Here is an 18,296-nt window from a genome sequence, read left to right as displayed (position 1 = left end):
CGCTGCTCCGACCTGAGGCAGCCCTGATGTGACGTCCCCCGGTCCGGGCGTGCCGGGTCAGGACAGGAACAGCGCGCGCAGGCGCGTCGTGGTGAACGCCACGCCGGCGCCGATCATCGCCAGGAAGTACGCGACGTGCACCAGCATGCCGAGACCGACCACACCCGTGGTCAGCCCGCGCACCAGCTCCACCGCGTGCCACAGCGGCAGGGCCTTGATGACCCACTGGATCGGCTCGGAGTACACCGAGAGCGGGTAGAAGGTCGCCGAGAACAGGAACATCGGCAGCATCGCGAACGTGATCCAGTCCATCTGCTGGAAGGTCTTCATGTAGCTGGTCACGGCCATGCCGACCGACGCGAAGCCGAACGCGATGAGCAGCACGGCAGGGATGGCGAGCACCGCGGTCCAGGACAGGTTGAGGCCGAGCACCTGCATGACCGACATGAAGCCGATCGCGTACACGCCGCCGCGCAGCAGCGCGTACAGGATCTCGCCCAGTGCCACGTCCAACGGGCCGATCGACGTGGCCAGCATCGCGTCGTACAGCCGGCCGAAGTGCATCTTGAAGAACACGTTCCACGTCGAGTCGTAGATCGCCCCGTTCATGGCCGAGACGGCAAGCAGCGCGGGGGCGATGTAGGCCGCGTACGGCACGGTGCGCCCCGACTCGAGCGTGACGTCCCCGATGAACGAGCCGAGGCCCCATCCCATGGCCAGCAGGTAGAACACGGGCTCGAAGAAGCCCGAGGCCACCACCATCCAGTTGCTCGACCGCGTGGCCTGCAGCGCGCGCTCGACCACCGCGCGGGCGTTGCCCGCGTACAGCGAGCGCAGGCTCCCCACGCGTCGCTCGTCCGCCTCGACGGGTGCCGTGACCGCGGTCATCCGCGCAACCTCCCCACGAACACGCGCCGCGCGACCACCCAGCCGACGACGCTCATCACCACGAGCACCGCGAGGTGCGCGGCGATCGGCCAGGAACCCGGCCCCGGCCCGTAGGACAGGATCCGACCCGCCTCGCTGCCGTGCCAGATGGGCGAGACCCAGCCCACCCACTGCAGGCCGACGGGCAGCGTGTCCAGCGGGTAGAACGTGCCGCTGAACAGGAACAACGGCGTGAAGACGAACCGCTGCACCATCGCGAACTGGCCCTTGTCGTCGGTGATCGACGCCGAGAACGCCAGCAGCGGCAGGCCGAACGCGAAGCCCGCGAGCACCCCCACGGGCACCAGCAGCGCACCGAGCGCGACGTTCCCCACCGCCCCGAACGCCACCATGAGCGCGTAGTACGCGGCCGAGACGAAGAGCATGCGGCCGGCCACCGCGATCACCAGGCCGGAGCAGATCTGCTCCGGGCTCACCGGGGAGGCGTTCATCGCCCAGAACAGGCGCCGCCACTTGAACCCCGCGAGCACCGTGTACGTGAACTCCTCGGTGGTGACCGAGACCGCCGCCGTCACCAGAAGCGCGGGCGCCACGAACCACAGGTAGTCGATCGGCCCGTCGGGTCCGCTCGCCACCGGGACCTCGAGGAACGCGGCCAGGCCCAGCCCGATGCCGAGCATGTAGATCAGCGGGCTGCCGATGCCGGACATCACCACGGTCCAGCCGTAGGCGCGCATCTGCCGCAGCTGGTGCTCCGCGACGTACCAGGCGCCGAACCGCCGCGGCCGCACGGCACCCGTGTGCGCGGCGGCCTCCATCGAGGGCGCGCTCGTCGTCGTCACGTCCGGGGCGCTCATTCGATCAGGCTCCGTCCCGTGAGACGCAGGAACACGTCCTCGAGGCTCGACCGACGCACCAGGCTCGTGGTCGGGTGCAGGCCCGCGTGCGCGACGCGCTCGAGGAGCCGCTCACCGTCGTCGGTGTAGAGCAGCACACGGTCCGGCAGCACCTCGACCCGGTCCGCCTGACCCTCGAGCTGCGCCGCCGCCTCGGCGTTGCGGTCGGAGCCGAACCGCAGCTCGACCACCTCACGCGTCGAGTACTCGCGGATCAGCGAGGACGGCGAACCCTCGGCCATGATCCGGCCGTGGTCCACCACGATCAGGCGGTCGCACAGCTGCTCGGCCTCGTCCATGTAGTGCGTGGTCAGCACCAGCGTGGTGCCGCGCTCCTTGAGCCGGAACAGCCGGTCCCACAGCACGTGCCGCGCCTGCGGGTCCAGGCCCGTCGTCGGCTCGTCCAGCATGAGGATGCGCGGGTTGTTGATGAGCGCCCGCGCGATCGTCAGACGCCGCTTCATTCCGCCCGAGAGGTCGTCGACCTTGGCCTTCGCCTTGTCCTCGAGCTGCGCGAACGCGAGCAGCTCGTCGGCCCGCTGCGCGCACACCGCACGCGGGATGCCGAAGTACCGGCCGTACACGATGAGGTTGTCCCGCACGCGCAGCTCGGTGTCGAGGTTGTCCTCCTGCGGCACCACGCCCAGCTGCGAGCGGATCTCCGGGCCGTGCGTGTCCGGGTCCAGCCCGACCACCCGCAGGTCGCCGGCGGTGCGCTGCGACACGGCGCCCACCATGCGCATCGTCGTCGACTTGCCCGCGCCGTTCGGGCCGAGCAGCCCGAACGCCTCACCCGGCGGCACCTCGAAGTCGATCCCGGCGACGGCCGTGAAGTCGCCGAACGTCTTGGTCAGTCCGCTGGCGCTGATCACGGGGGAGGGTGGCTGGCTCACAGCGGACCACCGTAGACCGGGGCACCCACATCGGCAGAGGGGTTTCCGGTCCCGCGCACGCACACGTGACCTGGTGGTAACCGAAGGGCCCACTCCGGGTGACACCCGCCCCGGTAGCGTCCCGCCATGATCCTCGCCGACCTGCAGTCGCGCCTGCGCATCGCGCTGACCAACACGCTGGTCGAGGAGTGGACGCTGTTCACCCCGACCACCGGCACGAGCAGGCCCAGCGCACGCACCATCGCATTCCACCTGGGATGGTACCTGCGCCAGACCGTCGAGCGCACGTGGAGCGTGGACTCCGAGTACGACAGGTCGGGCATGGTCCTCGAGCAGGCGGTCCAGTTCGACGGGGACACGCGCCACGTCCCGGACCTGATCGTCCATCAGCGCGGCCTGCTCGGGCCCGAGCACAACCTGCTGCTCGCGCACGTCTCGGTCGACGAGGCGTCGGGTCCCGACGACGTGCCCGAGCTGTCCAGCGCCCAGGCGCTGCAGCGTCGGTTCGGCTACCGCTACGCGATGCTGCTGGACCTGCGCCTGCACGTCGAGGGCCGGCGCGCGTCCGTCACGCCGTACTGGCAGTGGGCCACGCTCGAGAAGGGCGCCGAGTCGCCCGAGCCCGTGGCCGTCTACACGCCGCGCGTGCTCGCGGAGATCACCGAACGCGCGCGCCGCGCGGGCGACTGACCGACCGCGGGCGTCACCGCACGACGATCGTGCCCACCGGCACCGTCGTCCCCGTCACCGTCACCGCGCGCCGCGCGTCGAGGTAGCCGCCCGTGTACGGGTCACGGACCTGCACGCGCCACGAGCCCGCCGGGCACCCCGTGATCGTCCAGCTCCCGTCGGCGTCGGTCACCACCTTCGTGGTGACGGGGCTCCCGCTCGTCGTCGCGACCACCACCTGCACGCCCGCGACGCCGTCGCCCGCATGCTCGACCCGCCCCGTGAGCGTCGCGCCCGCAGCGGCGCGACCGGCGCGCACGGGCGAGGCCCACACGTCCCCCGGCGTCGGCCGGGCACCCGCCCGGGCGGTCAGCACCGGCACCGTGCGGACCGCGCCCTGCTTGGCGTCCACGACCGCCGTCGCGAGCAGGTCGAAGCTCCCCGTGAGGACCTCGATCCGCACGCGCCCGGTCGCCAGACCCGTGAGCCGGAACCGCCCGTCCGACCCGGTGACCGCGTCCGCCGAACCGAAGCGCCCGAGGTTGTCGGCGTGCACGTACGCGCGCGCCACGGGGTCCCCGTCGTCGTCGAGCACGCGTCCGACGAGCGTCGCGGCCGCCACGGTGCGCACGTCAGCCCGTACGGCCTCGCCCGCCCGCACCCGGACCGGGACGGCGTCGGGCAGCCGGACGGTGCCGCCGGAGTACGTCGTCAGGTAGCCCCGCTCGCGTCCGTCGACCATCACCACGTACCGGCCGGGGGAGCGGCCCGTCATGCTCCACACGCCGTTGGCGGCGCTCGTCGCCGTCGGCGACCACGCCGTGGCGCCCACCCGACGCGCGCTCACCAGGGCCGACCCGACCGGCCGCGTGGCGCGCGTGACCGCGCCGAACAGCGCCGCGTCGACCGCGACCTCGATCGTCGTCCGCACGTCCTGTCCCGCGACCCGGACGGTCCGGCGCACCTGCACCGCGCCCGAGGCGCTCGGCACCGACGCCGTCACCACGAACGTCCCGTCCGGGACGTCGGGGAACCGGGCGGTGCCGGTCCCGTCCGTGGACCTCGTGCCCCGGTACGTGCCCGGGCTGCCCGGCGTCGAGACCATGCGCACCTCACGCAGCACCACCGGCGCACCGCCCGTCGTCACCAGGCGGGCCGTGACCGCGTGGTGCACCGCGGACGGCGCGCCGGCCGCGGGCACGGGTCCCGCAGGGACGGGCACCGCGGACGCGGGGGTCGCCAGGAGGCCGACGACGACGATCAGGGCGGCCGCGGCAGCGGCCAGGGTCTTGCGCACGGTGCTTCTCCTCGGTCCGGTGGCCACGGCGTCGTCGCGCACCAGCCGTCATCCTCGCAAATCGGACATCCCGCACGCGAGGCGCCGAGTGGGTGATGTGCCACGCGTCGGCCCCCTAGTCTCGGCTCGTGACCGCGCCCGCGCCCCGCACGCTGACCGCCGCGCGCGGTCAGACCACGACCACCGGCATCGTCACCGCGCTCGTCGGGTTCACCAGCTCGTTCGCGGTGGTGCTCGCGGGTCTGCGGGCGACGGGTGCCGACCCGGACCAGGCCGCCGTCGGCCTGGTCACGTTGTGCGTGCTGCAGGGCGCCGGCACCGTGTGGCTCAGCCGGCGGCACCGGATCCCGGTGACGCTCGCCTGGTCCACCCCCGGCGCGGCCCTGCTCGTCGCCGCCTCGGGCACCGCGTCGGGCTGGCCCGCCGCGGTCGGGGCGTTCGCCGTCACGGGCCTGCTCATCGCCGCCACAGGGCTGTGGGCACGCCTGGGCCGGCTCGTCGCCGCGATCCCCGTCACGCTCGCCCAGGCGATGCTCGCGGGCGTGCTGCTGCCACTGTGCCTCGCGCCCGTGCACGCCCTGACGGCCACGCCCCTCGTCGTCGCGCCGGTGGTCGCGGTGTGGCTCGTGGTGCACCTGCTCGCGCCGCGCTGGGCCGCGCCCGCGGCGTTCGTCGTCGCGCTCGGCGTCGCGCTGGTGGTGGGCGTGCAGGACGGCACGCAGAGCTGGCCCGGGCTGCCGTCCGTCACGCTCACCATGCCCGTGCTCGACGGCACAGCGCTGCTGGGCCTCGCGCTGCCGCTGTGGATCGTCACGATGGCCTCGCAGAACGTCCCCGGCGTCGCGGTGCTCGCGGCCGCGGGGTACACCGCACCGTGGCGTCCGACGATGCTGCTGACCGGCTTCGGCACGGTGCTGGGCGCACCCGCCGGCGCGCACGCCGTCAACCTCGCCGCGATCACCGCCGCGCTGCCCGCCTCGCCCGAGGCCCACCCGGACCCCGCCGAGCGGTGGCGGGCATCGGCCGCGGCAGGCTGGACCTACCTGGTGCTCGCGCCACTGGCGCCCGCGCTCGTGTCGCTCGTCGCCGGCGGTCCGCCCGGCCTCGTCGAGTCCGTCGCCGGGCTCGCGCTGCTGTCCACCCTGGCCGCAGCGCTCCTCGCCGCCGTGAGCGACCCCGACGACCGCGTCGCCGCCGTCGTCGCGTTGCTGCTCGCCGCGAGCGGCGTCACCATCTGGGGCGTCGGCTCGGCCTTCTGGGCGCTGGTCGCCGGACTGCTGATGCGCACGGCGCTCCGCGCCTCGGCCGCACGGCGCGGCGCCTGAGCCAGGGGACGCGCGGACGCGGTCTCCCGCGTGGTCACGATGGTGGAGCCAAGGGGACTCGAACCCCTAACCCCCTGCTTGCAAAGCAGGTGCGCTACCAATTGCGCCATGGCCCCTCGCGCCGCGCCGACCGGAGATCAGGCGCTGCGCACGGGTGTCACTCGAAGGTGTCGGTGACCTCGGACCACAGGTCCCGCTCGTCGCGGTCCTGCGCCACCTTCTGGTAGACGACGTAGCCGACGGCGGCCAGCGCCGCCAGGAGCAGGAGCTTCTTCATCGGGTCCCCCACGTGGTCGAGAGTGGGCCTAACAGGACTTGAACCTGTGACCTCTTCCTTATCAGGGAAGCGCTCTAACCGTCTGAGCTATAGGCCCGTGCGCGCACCGTCGAGCAGCGCGCCGCATGAGACTACCTCAGCGCCCGCCTGCCGCCCAAACCGGGTGGTGCGGCCTCACTCGTCCGTCATGGTCACGTGCAGGCCGCCGACCAGCGCGGCGACGATGTTGTAGAGGAACGCCCCGATGGTCGCGAGCGCCGTCAGCAGGAACACGTCGACCACGGCGATCAGCGTCGCGCCCGAGATCACGCGCTTGAACTCGACGTACTTGAGGATGTCGATGTTGCCCTCGGTGCCCGTGACCTGCTTGACCAGCCCGTCGATGTTGGTGAAGACGTGCAGGCCGTTGAGCGTGTACCAGATCACGCCCACCGCGACCACGATCAGGATGCCGAACGCGACCGACATCAGGAACGACAGCTTCATCACCGACCACGGGTCGATGCGCGAGATCGCCAGCCGCACGCGTCGCGGGCCGCCCGCGGCCGAGACGGTGGGGATGCGGCCGGTCGCCGGCCGGGCCGACGAGCCGGCCGGGTTGGCCTTGCCGCCGCCCGCGCCGGCGGGCGGGACCGAGGCGGGCGCGGTGTCGGGTCGCGTCGCGGGAGTCGTCGTCATGGCAGGGTCCTCGGTCGTGGGGCGCGTCGCGGTCGACTTGGCGGTGCTCGTCGCACCGGCCGCCTTCTTGAACCAGGCGGTCGTCCGGTCGACGGCCACCATGAGCGGCGTGGGCGGGTCGTGCTCCGCGCCGGGTGCCGGCGGCGTCGCTGCGCCGCTCGGGGAGGACCCGCCCGCAGGCCGGGTCGCGGTGCTGCCGCCGGACGGGGCCGGCGGCGGCGGCACCGGGACGGACGCGGCCTGCCCGGTGGGCACCGCAGCCGGTCCCGCCGACGAGCCGGCCGTGGCCGGTCCCCGCGCCCCGCCGCCACGCCCCGCCGAGGTCTTCCCGGGACGCGCCGACGTGGTCGGCGGGTTCGTGGGTCGCTGGCGCGGCGGGATGGAGGGGGGTGCGGGATCGGTCATGCGTCCTCCGCGGACGAGTCGTCGGACTGGCTCTCGGCCGGGCCGGTGGCCTCGGTCGAGGCCGGTGCGGTGACCCCGTCAGCAGGCGCCGGGGTGTCGGTTCCGCCGACCACGGTACCGGCTTCGTCCGTCTCCTGGCGTTCCGTGTTCCGCGCGACCGCGATGATCCGGTCCCCGGAGTCGGGCTTGGCGAAGATCACGCCCTGCGTGTTGCGTCCCGTGGCGTTCACCTCGGAGACCGCCGAGCGCACCACCTTGCCGCGCTCCATGATCACCAGCACCTCGTCGTCCGGGTCCACGACCAGGGCGCCCACCAGGTTCCCGTTCTGCTCCGGCAGGTTGGCCACCTTGATGCCCAGGCCGCCACGTCGCTGCTGGCGGTAGTTCTCGACCGTGAGCGCCGTGCGCTTGGCGATGCCGCCCTCGGTGACCGTGAACAGGTACGCGTCCTCGCGGACCACGTCCGCCGCGAGCAGCTCGTCGTCGTCCCGGAACTCCATGCCCTTGACGCCCGACGTCGCACGGCCCATCGGCCGCATCTGCTCGTCGTCCGCCGTGAAGCGCACGGACTGGCCCTTGCGCGAGACCAGGATCATGTCCTGGTCCGCGTCGACCAGACGTGCGGCCACGAGCTCGTCGGGCAGACCGTCCTCGTCCTCGCGCAGGTTGATCGCGATCACGCCGCCCGAGCGGTTGGAGTCGTACTCCGTCAGGCGCGTCTTCTTCACCAGCCCGCGCTGCGTCGCCAGCACCAGGTACTCGGCGCGGTCGTAGTCGCGCAGGTCCAGGACCTGGGCGATCTTCTCGTCGGGCTGGAACGCGAGCAGGTTGGCGACGTGCTGACCCTTCGCGTCCCGGCCCGCCTCGGGCAGCTCGTACGCCTTGGCGCGGTACACGCGACCCAGGTTGGTGAAGAACAGCAACCAGTGGTGCGTGGTCGTGACGAAGAAGTGGTCCACCAGGTCGTCCTCGCGCAGCTGCGCGCCCTTGACGCCCTTGCCGCCGCGGCGCTGCGCGCGGTAGCTGTCGCTGCGCGTGCGCTTGGCGTACCCGCCGCGGGTGATCGTCACGACGATCTCCTCCTCGGCGATGAGGTCCTCGACGCTGACCTCGCCGTCGAACGGCAGGATGCGCGTACGACGCTCGTCGCCGAACTTCTCGACGATCTCCGCGAGCTCCTCGGAGACGATCGTCCGCTGCCGGAGCTCGGAGGCGAGGATCGCGTTGTACTCCGTGATCTGCGCCTCGAGCTCGGCGTAGCGCTGCAGGATCTCCTGCCGCTGCAGCGCGGCGAGCCGACGCAGCTGCAGGTTGAGGATCGCGTTGGCCTGCACCTCGTCGACGTCCAGGAGCTCCATCAGGCCCGTGCGGGCCTCCTCGGCGTCCGGCGAGCGACGGATCAGCGCGATGACCTCGTCCAGCGCGTCGAGCGCCTTGAGGTAGCCGCGGTAGATGTGGATCTGCTCCTCGGCCTTGCGCAGCCGGTAGCGCGTCCGCCGCTGGATCACGTCCAGCTGGTGCGCGGTCCAGTGCCGCACGAACGCGTCGATGCTGAGCGTGCGCGGCACGCCGTCGACGAGCGCGAGCATGTTGGCGCCGAACGTGTCCTGCAGCTGCGTGTGCTTGTACAGGTTGTTCAGCACGACCTTGGCGACCGCGTCGCGCTTGAGCACGATCACCAGGCGCTGACCGGTGCGGCCCGACGTCTCGTCGCGGATGTCCGCGATGCCGCCGACCTTGTTCTCGCGGACCAGCTCCGCGATCTTCTTGGCCAGGGCGTCCGGGTTCACCTGGTACGGCAGCTCGGTCACGACGAGGCAGATGCGCCCCTGGATCTCCTCGACCTCGACCACGGCGCGCATGGTGATCGAGCCGCGACCCGTGCGGTACGCCTCCTCGATGCCGCGCCGGCCGAGGATCGTGGCGGCGGTGGGGAAGTCGGGCCCCTGGATGCGCTCCATGAGCGCCTCGAGCAGCTCCTCCTTGGACGCGTCCGGGTGGTCCAGGTGCCACTGCACACCCGCGGCGACCTCACGCAGGTTGTGCGGCGGGATGTTCGTCGCCATGCCGACCGCGATGCCCGCCGAGCCGTTGACCAGCAGGTTCGGGAAGCGGCTCGGCAGGACCTGCGGCTCCTGCGTGCGGCCGTCGTAGTTGTCGCCGAACTCGACCGTGTCCTCGTCGATGTCCCGCACCATCTCCATGGCGAGCGGGGCCATCTTGCACTCGGTGTACCGCGGCGCGGCCGCGGGGTCGTCGCCGGGGGAGCCGAAGTTGCCCTGGCCGGCCACCAGCGGGTAGCGCAGCGACCAGTCCTGGACCAGGCGCACCAGGGCGTCGTAGATCGCGGTGTCGCCGTGCGGGTGGTACTTGCCCATGACGTCGCCGACGACGCGGCTGCACTTGGAGAACTGGCGGTCCGGCCGGTAGCCGCCGTCGTACATCGCGTACAGCACGCGGCGGTGCACGGGCTTGAGGCCGTCGCGCACGTCGGGCAGAGCGCGCCCGACGATGACCGCCATCGCGTAGTCCAGGTACGACCGCTGCATCTCGAGCTGCAGGTCGACCTGGTCGATCCGGCCGTGCTCGATGCCGTCGCCGTTCGGGATGTCGGTCACGTCAGTCCTTCGTCAGTTCGTGGTCACGCAGAGGTTCGTCAGCCCGGGCCGACGGGCTAGATGTCGAGGAAGCGCACGTCCTTGGCGTTGCGCTGGATGAACGAGCGCCGCGCCTCCACGTCCTCGCCCATCAGCACGGAGAAGACCTCGTCGGCCGCCGCGGCCTCGTCCAGCGTGACCTGCAGCAGCGTCCGGTGCTCGGGCGACATCGTGGTCTCCCAGAGCTCCGAGTAGTCCATCTCGCCCAGACCCTTGTAGCGCTGGATCGCGTTCTCCTTGGGCAGGCGCTTGCCCGCGGCGGTGCCCTCGGTGACGAACGCGTCGCGCTCACGGTCGGAGTACACGTAGTCGTGCTCGGCGTTGGACCACTTGATCCGGTACAGGGGCGGCTGGGCCATGTAGACGTGCCCGTGCATGATCAGCTCGGGCATGTACCGGAACAGCAGCGTCAGCAGCAGCGTGCGGATGTGCTGACCGTCGACGTCGGCATCCGCCATCAGCACGATCTTGTGGTACCGCAGCTTGGCCAGGTCGAAGTCCTCACCGATGCCGGTGCCGAACGCCGTGATGAGCGCCTGCACCTCCTGGTTGGACAGCGCGCGGTCCAGGCGCGCGCGCTCGACGTTGAGGATCTTCCCGCGGATGGGCAGGATCGCCTGCGTGCGGGGGTTGCGACCGCGCACCGCCGAGCCGCCGGCCGAGTCGCCCTCGACGATGAAGACCTCGCACTCCTCCGGGCGGTTGGACTGGCAGTCCTTGAGCTTGCCCGGCATGCCGCCCGACTCGAGCAGGCCCTTGCGCCGCGTGGCCTCCCGCGCCTTGCGCGCCGCCATGCGCGCCGCGGCCGCCTGGATCGACTTGCGGATCACGTCCCGCGCCTCGTTCGGGTGCGAGTCCAGCCAGTCGCCGAGCTGGTCGTTGACGACGCGCTGCACGAACGTCTTCGCCTCGGTGTTGCCGAGCTTCGTCTTGGTCTGCCCCTCGAACTGCGGCTCGCCGAGCTTGACCGAGATCACGGCCGTGAGCCCTTCGCGGATGTCGTCGCCCGTGAGGTTGTCGTCCTTGTCCTTGAGCAGGTTCTTGTCCCGCGCGTACCGGTTGATCAGACCGGTCATCGCCGCACGGAAGCCCTCCTCGTGCGTGCCGCCCTCGGTCGTCGAGATCGTGTTGGCGTACGTGTGCACCGACTCGGAGTACGCCGTGGTCCACTGCATCGCCACCTCGACCGAGATGCGGCGCTCGGTGTCCTCCGCCTCGAAGTCGATGACCTCGGGGTGGACCAGCTCGACGCGCTTGGCCGAGTTGAGGTGCTTGACGTAGTCGAGCAGCCCGTCGTCGTACCGGTAGGTGACCACGCGCGCCGCGGGTGCGTCGCTGTCGCCCTCGGACTCGCCCGCGACCTCGTCCTCGGTCCCCAGGTGCTGCGGACGCTCGTCGGTGAGCGTGATCTGCAGACCCTTGTTGAGGAAGGCCATCTGCTGGAAGCGGCTGCGCAGCGTCTCGAAGTCGTACTCGACGGTCTCGAAGATCGTGTCGTCGGCCCAGAACGTCTGCTGCGTGCCGGTCTCCTGCGTGGGCTCGCCCTGCCGCAACGTGCCGACCGGCTTGCCGCCGTTCTCGAAGTCCATCTCCCACGTGTAGCCGTCACGCTTGATGACCGACTCGACACGGCTCGACAGCGCGTTGACCACGGACACGCCCACGCCGTGCAGACCGCCCGAGACCGCGTACCCGCTGCCGCCGAACTTGCCGCCCGCGTGCAGGATCGTCATGACGACCTCGAGCGTGGGCTTGCCCTCGGTGGGGTGGATCGCCACCGGGATGCCACGCCCGTTGTCGACGACGCGCACGCCACCGTCGGCGCGCAGCGTCACCTCGATGTGATCGCAGTACCCCGCGAGCGCCTCGTCGACCGAGTTGTCGACGATCTCGTAGACCAGGTGGTGCAGACCGCGCTCACCGGTCGAGCCGATGTACATGCCCGGTCGCTTGCGGACGGCCTCGAGTCCTTCGAGGACGGTGATCGCGTCGGCGTCGTAGGAGCCGTCGGACTGCGGCTGTGTGCTGGGCTGCTCGGCCACGGGCGGTGGTGCTCCTCAGGATCCGCGAAAAGCGCCGGAGCGGGCCGCCCGACCGCGAGGAGGGCAGATCACTCCGTGACGCTGGAGTTCCGGGCGCCAGGGCGCCAAGAGTGACCCGAGAAGTCTACCTGTCCGGCGGGCCGGGACCCTCGCGAACGGGTGCGTGGCGTGGAACCGTTCCCCCGGGCGACGTGCTCACCCGTACGTGTCACGCACGCCGCGGCCGCGCACGCTGCGCGGCCCACGGCCGAAGCCCGGTCCGCCCGGGCCCTGCACCTCGATCTGCAGCACGACTCCCTCACCCAGCTCGGTGGCCAGCGTGCGCAGCATCGTCGGCACGGCCCAGCGCAGGTTCGTGGCCCAGGCCGTCGAGTCCGCGCGCATGGTCAGCACACCCGCGTCGAACGAGACGTAGCTCGCGCGCGCCGCGACCTCGGCGCCGAGCAGCTCGGCCCACCGCGCCTGGATGGTCCCGCCCGCCACCCCGGGCGCCCACGCCAGCTGGCCGACGAGCGAGTCCAGCGTCTCGGCGACCGTGCGCGGGTCCCGCCCGCCCGGCCGCGCGTCGCCGAGCTGCACGTCGGCGCGCCGGCGGGGTGCCTCACCCGGCCGCAGCCCGCGGCGCCGGGCGTTCTCCTTGGCGCGGCCGAGCGCCGCGGCGGCCACCAGTCGCTCGGGGGTCAGCTCCACGAGCTCCCGCAACGGGCGGGGAGCCTCGGCGGCCGGCGGGCGCCTAGAGGACACGCGCGACCTCACCGCCCATGACGTCCACGCGCGCTCCGGCCAGCGGTTCGGGGACGTCCTGGGCGACCGCCGCCGTGATGAGCACCTGGCGCGCGGGTGCGACGAGCGTCGCGAGCCTCTCGCGGCGGCGCGCGTCGAGCTCGGCGAACACGTCGTCCAGGATGAGCACGGGCTCGTCGTCCGGACCCTCGTGCCCGGCACCCTCGGTCAGCACGCGCCAGGACGCGAGCCGCAGCGCCAGCGCGAACGACCAGGACTCGCCATGGCTCGCGTACCCCTTGGCCGGCAGGTCGGCGAGCGTCAGCACCAGGTCGTCCCGGTGCGGACCCACCAGGCACACCCCGCGCTCGATCTCCTTGGGCCGCAGCCGCCCCATCGCCTCGAGCAGCTGTGCCTCGACGAGCTCGGCCGGCGCGTCCAGCGGGGCAGGGGACTGGTCCTCGAGCGCGCTGTCGAGCGAGGCCCGGTAGGTGATCACGGCGGCGCCCTGACCCGCGCTGACCTGCTCGTACGCCTCGGCGACCAGCGGGGCGAGCGCGGCGACCAGTCGTCGGCGCTCGACCACGATGCGCGCGCCCAGCTGCGCGAGCTTGCCGTCCCACACGTCGAGCGTGCGCAGGTCCGCACCCTGCCGGTTGCGCGCCGCCGCGGCCGCGGACTTGAGCAGCGCCGACCGCTGCCGCAGCACGCGCTCGTAGTCCGCGACCGTCGCCGCGGTGCGCGGCACGAGCTGGACCAGCAGCTCGTCGAGGAACCGGCGCCGCCCGTCCGGGTCACCCTTGACCAGCGCGAGGTCCTCGGGCGCGAACAGGACCGTGCGCAGGATCCCGAGCACGTCCCGCGCGCGCACCGGGCTGCCGCCGTTGACGCGCGCGCGGTTCGCCTTGCCCGGGGTGATCTCGACCTCGACCACCGTGGCGCGCGGACGCCCCGGTTCGAGCTCGCGGACGACCTTGGTGCCCACGACCGCGCGCGCCGTGCCCGCCCGCACCATCGCGGCGTCCGTGGGGACGCGGTGGCTGCTGAGCGTCGCCACGTAGCCGACCGCCTCGACGAGGTTCGTCTTGCCCTGGCCGTTCGGGCCGACGAACGCCGTGATCCCAGGGTCGAGCGCGAGCTCGACGTGCGGGTACGACCGGAAGTCGGTCAGGTGCAGGTGCGCGACGTACATCAGGTCCTCAGGGCGCGGGCTTGACGGCGTGGCCGCCGAACTGCTGACGCAGCGCCGCGACCGCCTTCATCGCGGGTGACTCGCCCTGCCGCGAGGCGAACCGCGCGAACAGCGCGGCCGAGATGACGGGTGCCGGCACCGCGAGGTCGATCGCCTCGTCCACCGTCCACCGGCCCTCGCCCGAGTCCTCGACCCAGTCGTCGATCGCGGCCAGGCCGGGGTCCTCCTCGAGCGCGCGGACCAGCAGCTCGAGCAGCCACGAGCGCACGACGGTGCCCTGCGTCCACGCGCGCATGGTGCCGTGCACGTCCGTGACCAGGTCCTTCGCCGCCAACAGCTCGTAGCCCTCGGCGTACGCCTGCATCAGCCCGTACTCGATGCCGTTGTGCACCATCTTCGCGTAGTGGCCGGCGCCGACCGTGCCCGCGTGCACGAACCCGTCCACGCGCTCACCGGGCGGGCGCAGCGCGTCGAACACCGGCATGACCCGCTCGACCAGCGCGGCGTCGCCGCCCACCATCAGGCCGTACCCGTTCTCGAGCCCCCACACTCCGCCTGAGACACCCGCGTCCAGGAACCCGATCCCGTGCGCGGCGAGCAGCTCCGCGTGCGGGACGTCGTCCTGGTAGTACGAGTTGCCGCCGTCGATCACCGCATCGCCCGGTGCCAGCAGGCCCGCGAGCTCGGTGATGACGCCGTCCGTCACGGGTCCCGACGGCACCATGACCCACACCACGCGCTCACCCTGCGGCAGCGCCTCGACCAGGTCCGCCAGCGAGTCCACGTCCGTGACCTCGGGGTTCCTGTCGAAACCGACCACCTCGATGCCCGCGCGCCGCAGGCGCTCGCGCATGTTGGCGCCCATCTTGCCCAGGCCCACCAGACCGATCTTCATGACGAGCGTCCTTCCCTCGTGGCGCGTCGTGCCGTTCGTCGTGCTGGCCTCACTGTGCCGCAGCGAGCGGCGTCGACGCTCGTCGTGCTGGTCTCTCCGCGATCGCTCAGCTGGCGAAGCGGATCGGGACCAGCAGGTAGCGGTAGCTCTTGTCGTCCTCGCCCTCGAGCGAGTCCTGACCCGTGAACTCGACCGGCTTGTTCGGGTGCGTGAACGACAGCCGCACGAACGGGGTGTCGAGCGCGCCGAGCCCGTCCGCGAGGAACTGCGGGTTGAACGCGACCGAGATGTCCTCACCCTCGAGCGTCGCCGTGAGCGCCTCGGACGCCTGCGCGTCGTCGCCCTGACCGGCGTCGAGCACCACCTGACCCTCGGAGAAGCTCAGGCGGATCGGGGTGTTGCGCTCCGCGACGAGCGCGACACGCTTGGCGGCCTCCGCGAGCTGACCCGTCGACACGATCGCGTGGATCGGCGTCTCGTCGGGGAACAGACGGCGCACCGCGGGGTAGTCGCCGTCGACGAGCAGGCTCGTGGACTGCCGTCCCGCAGCCTCGAACCCGATGAGGTCCACACCCGCACCCGTGGAGAGGCTCACCGCGACCGAGCCGGCGCTGCCGAGCGACTTCGCCGCGTCCGAGAGCGTGCGCGCACGGACGAGCGCGACGGTCGAGATGTCGGGCGACGCGGGGGTCCACGTGAGCTCACGCAGCGCGAGGCGGTAGCGGTCCGTGGCCAGGAGCGTGACCTTCTCGCCCTCGATCTCGACGCGCACGCCCGTGAGCAGCGGGAGCGTGTCGTCGCGGCTGGCCGCGACCGAGACCTGCGCGACCGCGTGCGTGAGCGCGTCGCCGTCGACCGTGCCGGTCACCGGCGGCATCACCGGGAGGTTCGGGTAGTCCTCGACCGGCATGGTGAGCAGCGTGAAGCGGCTCGCACCGCAGGTCACGACCACCTTGGTGCCGTCGAGCGACACGTCGACCGGCTTGTCCGGCAGCGAGCGCGAGATCTCGGCCAGCAGGCGGCCCGAGACCAGGACCGTCCCGGGCTCCGTGACGTCCGCGGGGATCTGCGAGCGTGCCGAGACCTCGTAGTCGAAGCTCGAGAGCTGGATGGTGCCCGATGCGTCCGCCTCGATCCGCACGCCGGCCAGCACGGGGACGGGCGGCCGGGTCGGCAGGCTGCGGGCCGTCCAGGTGACGGCCTCGGCGAGAACGTCGCGCTCGACCCGGAACCTCATGGACCACTACCTCTCGTCGTACGGCGTCTCCTGCGAGCGGCGCGGGGCCGTCGTGAGGCGAAGACTACGCGAGAGGTCCGACGCCCGTGGCGTGACCGGAGGCGCCTGACCGTGTGGTTCGTCCGGGCTCCGTGCGGGTGCACCGGGGCCGTGGCCAGGAGCCGGTCCGGCTCGCCGTCCTCGCCCAGCGAAGGTGTGTGGATCATCCCCCTGGTCAAGTCTCGTCGTCGTCATCGCACCTGTGCACGGTGTGGACGAGATGACATCCGTGCAGGTCGGCGTGCCATCCGGGATGTGCACGCCGGCTGTGCGCGGCACCGGGCGGTCGGTGGACGACGGTGGACGGTCGCGGACGTGTCATTCGTCGTCCACCGTGGCGTCGCCCCGCGTCCACATCTCTGCGTGCGTCGTCCACCGTCGTCCACAGGCCTGTGCACAGGTGTGAGTATTCGTCCCATGCATGCTTGGACCTGGGGATGAGGGTCGTCCGATTCGCGCCCCGGTCTGTCCTGCTCTGTCCGGGTTCGGGTGCGCCTGGGTCCCGTGCACGCAGTCGAAGGGGCGTCATCGCTGGTCAGGGCCGCATAAGTGCCACGGGAGCGTCCGTTACGCCCGATGCGTGATGCTTTTCACGTGATCCCCAGCGCTGTCCCTCGCCCTGTGGAAAAACCTGGGGAGAAGACTGTCGTCAGCCTCGGGACTGCTGCTTGATGCGGTTCGTGAGCTCGGTGACCTGGTTGTAGATCGACCGGCGCTCCGCCATCAGCTCGCGGATCTTGCGGTTCGCGTGCATCACCGTGGTGTGGTCCCGTCCGCCGAACGCCTGCCCGATCTTGGGCAGCGACAAGTCCGTGAGCTCACGGCACAGGTACATCGCGATCTGGCGTGCGGTGACGAGCACGCGCGAGCGGGACGAGCCGCACAGGTCCTCGATGCTCAGGCCGAAGTACGCGGCCGTCTGCCCGATGACCTGGGTGGCGGTGATCTCGGTGGTCTGGTCGTCCGTGATGAGGTCCTTGAGGACGATCTCGGCCAGCGACAGGTCCACCTGCTGCCGGTTCAGGCTGGCGAACGCGGTCACGCGGATCAGCGCACCCTCGAGCTCACGGATGTTCGTGGAGATCTTGGAGGCGATGTACTCCAGGACGTCCGGTGGCGCCTGCATGTTGTCGCCGCCGGCCTTCTTGCGCAGGATCGCGATCCGCGTCTCGAGGTCGGGCGGCTGGACGTCGGTGATGAGTCCCCACTCGAAGCGGGAGCGCATCCGGTCCTCGAAGCCGTTGAGCTGCTTGGGCGGCAGGTCGGAGGTGATGACCACCTGCTTGTTGGCGTTGTGCAGCGTGTTGAACGTGTGGAAGAACTCCTCCATCGTCTGTTCCTTGCCCTGCAGGAACTGGATGTCGTCGATGAGGAGCACGTCGACCTCGCGGTAGCGGCGCTGGAACGCACCCGCCTTGCCCTCGGAGATCGAGTTGATGAAGTCGTTCGTGAACTCCTCGGAGTTCACGTAGCGCACGCGCACGCTCGGATAGAGGTTCTGCGCGTAGTGGCCGATCGCGTGCAGCAGGTGCGTCTTGCCCAGACCCGAGTCGCCGTAGATGAACAGCGGGTTGTACGCCTTGGCGGGCGCCTCCGCGACGGCGACGGCCGCCGCGTGCGCGAACCGGTTGGACGAGCCGATGACGAACGTCTCGAACAGGTAGTGCGGGTTGAGCCGCGCCGGCTCGGCGGCGGGGCGTCGCGACGAGGCGGTCTCGCGCACCGGGCGCGTGGGCTCGGCGGACTCGCTCAGCATCGGCGACCGCTCGTGCCGGCCGGTGTCGGCGTCCGTCGGCACGGTCCGGTTCGGGGCCCCGCGCTCGTCGGTCCCGTCGGTCACGACGCCCAGCTCGGGGGCGGACGTCATCGCACGGACGGCCGGGGGAGCGTCGTCGACGAGGCTCGGGTCCACCGTGATCGCGAACCGACCGTCACGGCCGAGCGCCGAGCCCAGCGCCGAGGTGACCTCGGCGCGGACCTTGGTCTCGAGGTACTCCTTGGTGTACTCGTTGCCGACCGCCAGGATGATCGTCCCGTCGAGGAGCCCGAGCGGCTGGGCGAGCCGGACGAACGCGAGCTGACGCTGCGTGATGTCCGGGCTCTCCTCGAGCGTGGTCACCACGTGACCCCAGACCCGGGAGAGCTCTTCGTCCTGTGCCACGTCCTACCTCGGTCTGTGTCGT

Annotated in this window: 15 protein-coding genes and 2 tRNA genes; 2 read left to right on the top strand and 15 right to left on the bottom strand. The window is 71.6% G+C overall.

What is annotated here, in order from left to right:
- Nucleotides 1-57 precede the first annotated feature (57 nt).
- The 3 genes from CELGI_RS00080 to CELGI_RS00070 are packed head-to-tail and all read right to left on the bottom strand — an operon-like array spanning nt 58 to nt 2,677.
- On the bottom strand, nt 58-888 hold the full coding sequence (locus CELGI_RS00080; RefSeq protein ID WP_013882079.1) for an ABC transporter permease: 831 nt from the start codon (nt 886-888) through the stop codon (nt 58-60).
- The gene (locus CELGI_RS00075) at nt 885-1,745 is read right to left on the bottom strand and encodes an ABC transporter permease (RefSeq protein ID WP_013882078.1); all 861 of its coding nucleotides are present in this window, start codon (nt 1,743-1,745) and stop codon (nt 885-887) included. Before CELGI_RS00075 ends, CELGI_RS00080 begins: the two co-directional genes overlap by 4 nt.
- Nucleotides 1,742-2,677: an ABC transporter ATP-binding protein gene (locus CELGI_RS00070; protein WP_013882077.1), complete on the bottom strand. Its 936-nt coding sequence runs from the start codon at nt 2,675-2,677 to the stop codon at nt 1,742-1,744. Before CELGI_RS00070 ends, CELGI_RS00075 begins: the two co-directional genes overlap by 4 nt.
- 126 nt (nt 2,678-2,803) lie before the next feature.
- On the opposite strand from CELGI_RS00070, the gene CELGI_RS00065 reads away from it, so the two are divergent.
- Nucleotides 2,804-3,367: a hypothetical protein gene (locus CELGI_RS00065; RefSeq protein ID WP_013882076.1), complete on the top strand. Its 564-nt coding sequence runs from the start codon at nt 2,804-2,806 to the stop codon at nt 3,365-3,367.
- Between the two features lie 13 nt (nt 3,368-3,380).
- Here CELGI_RS00065 and CELGI_RS00060 read toward each other — a convergent pair whose 3' ends face one another.
- On the bottom strand, nt 3,381-4,643 hold the full coding sequence (locus CELGI_RS00060) for a carboxypeptidase-like regulatory domain-containing protein (RefSeq protein WP_013882075.1): 1,263 nt from the start codon (nt 4,641-4,643) through the stop codon (nt 3,381-3,383).
- Nucleotides 4,644-4,771: 128 nt separating this feature from the next.
- On the opposite strand from CELGI_RS00060, the gene CELGI_RS00055 reads away from it, so the two are divergent.
- Complete coding sequence (locus CELGI_RS00055; RefSeq protein WP_013882074.1) at nt 4,772-5,968, top strand: benzoate/H(+) symporter BenE family transporter; 1,197 nt, start codon at nt 4,772-4,774, stop codon at nt 5,966-5,968.
- 40 nt (nt 5,969-6,008) lie between these two features.
- On the opposite strand, the gene CELGI_RS00050 is transcribed toward CELGI_RS00055, so the two are convergent.
- From CELGI_RS00050 to dnaA, 11 genes are all read right to left on the bottom strand, one after another.
- Nucleotides 6,009-6,084: transfer RNA gene (locus CELGI_RS00050), tRNA-Ala, on the bottom strand.
- Nucleotides 6,085-6,125: 41 nt separating this feature from the next.
- On the bottom strand, nt 6,126-6,245 hold the full coding sequence (locus CELGI_RS17440) for a DLW-39 family protein (protein ID WP_013882073.1): 120 nt from the start codon (nt 6,243-6,245) through the stop codon (nt 6,126-6,128).
- 23 nt (nt 6,246-6,268) lie between these two features.
- Nucleotides 6,269-6,342 (bottom strand) — tRNA-Ile (locus CELGI_RS00045).
- 77 nt (nt 6,343-6,419) lie between these two features.
- The gene (locus CELGI_RS00040) at nt 6,420-7,178 is read right to left on the bottom strand and encodes a DUF3566 domain-containing protein (protein WP_245528122.1); all 759 of its coding nucleotides are present in this window, start codon (nt 7,176-7,178) and stop codon (nt 6,420-6,422) included.
- Nucleotides 7,179-7,324: 146 nt separating this feature from the next.
- Complete coding sequence (gene gyrA / locus CELGI_RS00035) at nt 7,325-9,946, bottom strand: DNA gyrase subunit A (RefSeq protein ID WP_013882071.1); 2,622 nt, start codon at nt 9,944-9,946, stop codon at nt 7,325-7,327.
- Between the two features lie 56 nt (nt 9,947-10,002).
- Nucleotides 10,003-12,027, bottom strand: coding sequence for a DNA topoisomerase (ATP-hydrolyzing) subunit B (gyrB, locus tag CELGI_RS00030; RefSeq protein WP_013882070.1), 2,025 nt, complete (start codon nt 12,025-12,027; stop codon nt 10,003-10,005).
- Nucleotides 12,028-12,222: 195 nt separating this feature from the next.
- Complete coding sequence (locus CELGI_RS00025; RefSeq protein ID WP_013882069.1) at nt 12,223-12,771, bottom strand: DUF721 domain-containing protein; 549 nt, start codon at nt 12,769-12,771, stop codon at nt 12,223-12,225.
- Nucleotides 12,761-13,942, bottom strand: coding sequence for a DNA replication/repair protein RecF (gene recF / locus CELGI_RS00020; RefSeq protein ID WP_013882068.1), 1,182 nt, complete (start codon nt 13,940-13,942; stop codon nt 12,761-12,763). The genes CELGI_RS00025 and recF overlap by 11 nt, the downstream gene beginning before the upstream one ends.
- Nucleotides 13,943-13,949: 7 nt before the next feature.
- Nucleotides 13,950-14,837, bottom strand: coding sequence for a phosphogluconate dehydrogenase (NAD(+)-dependent, decarboxylating) (gene gnd, locus CELGI_RS00015; RefSeq protein WP_013882067.1), 888 nt, complete (start codon nt 14,835-14,837; stop codon nt 13,950-13,952).
- A gap of 106 nt (nt 14,838-14,943) precedes the next feature.
- Nucleotides 14,944-16,074: a DNA polymerase III subunit beta gene (dnaN, locus tag CELGI_RS00010; RefSeq protein ID WP_013882066.1), complete on the bottom strand. Its 1,131-nt coding sequence runs from the start codon at nt 16,072-16,074 to the stop codon at nt 14,944-14,946.
- 688 nt (nt 16,075-16,762) lie between these two features.
- On the bottom strand, nt 16,763-18,274 hold the full coding sequence (gene dnaA / locus CELGI_RS00005) for a chromosomal replication initiator protein DnaA (protein WP_013882065.1): 1,512 nt from the start codon (nt 18,272-18,274) through the stop codon (nt 16,763-16,765).
- Nucleotides 18,275-18,296 lie beyond the last annotated feature (22 nt).

It is taken from the genome of Cellulomonas gilvus ATCC 13127 (assembly GCF_000218545.1).
In the GTDB taxonomy this organism is placed as follows: domain Bacteria; phylum Actinomycetota; class Actinomycetes; order Actinomycetales; family Cellulomonadaceae; genus Cellulomonas; species Cellulomonas gilvus.
Note: the sequence above shows the minus strand (reverse complement) of the source record. Positions and strands in the feature narration are given on the sequence as shown.

Coding starts and splice junctions, on each gene's coding strand:
- CELGI_RS00080 (WP_013882079.1), bottom strand. CDS start 888: ATGACCGCGGTCACGGCACCCGTCGAGGCGGACGAGCGACGCGTGGGG.
- CELGI_RS00075 (WP_013882078.1), bottom strand. CDS start 1,745: ATGAGCGCCCCGGACGTGACGACGACGAGCGCGCCCTCGATGGAGGCC.
- CELGI_RS00065 (WP_013882076.1), top strand. CDS start 2,804: ATGATCCTCGCCGACCTGCAGTCGCGCCTGCGCATCGCGCTGACCAAC.
- CELGI_RS17440 (WP_013882073.1), bottom strand. CDS start 6,245: ATGAAGAAGCTCCTGCTCCTGGCGGCGCTGGCCGCCGTCGGCTACGTC.
- recF (WP_013882068.1), bottom strand. CDS start 13,942: ATGTACGTCGCGCACCTGCACCTGACCGACTTCCGGTCGTACCCGCAC.
- gnd (WP_013882067.1), bottom strand. CDS start 14,837: ATGAAGATCGGTCTGGTGGGCCTGGGCAAGATGGGCGCCAACATGCGC.
- dnaN (WP_013882066.1), bottom strand. CDS start 16,074: ATGAGGTTCCGGGTCGAGCGCGACGTTCTCGCCGAGGCCGTCACCTGG.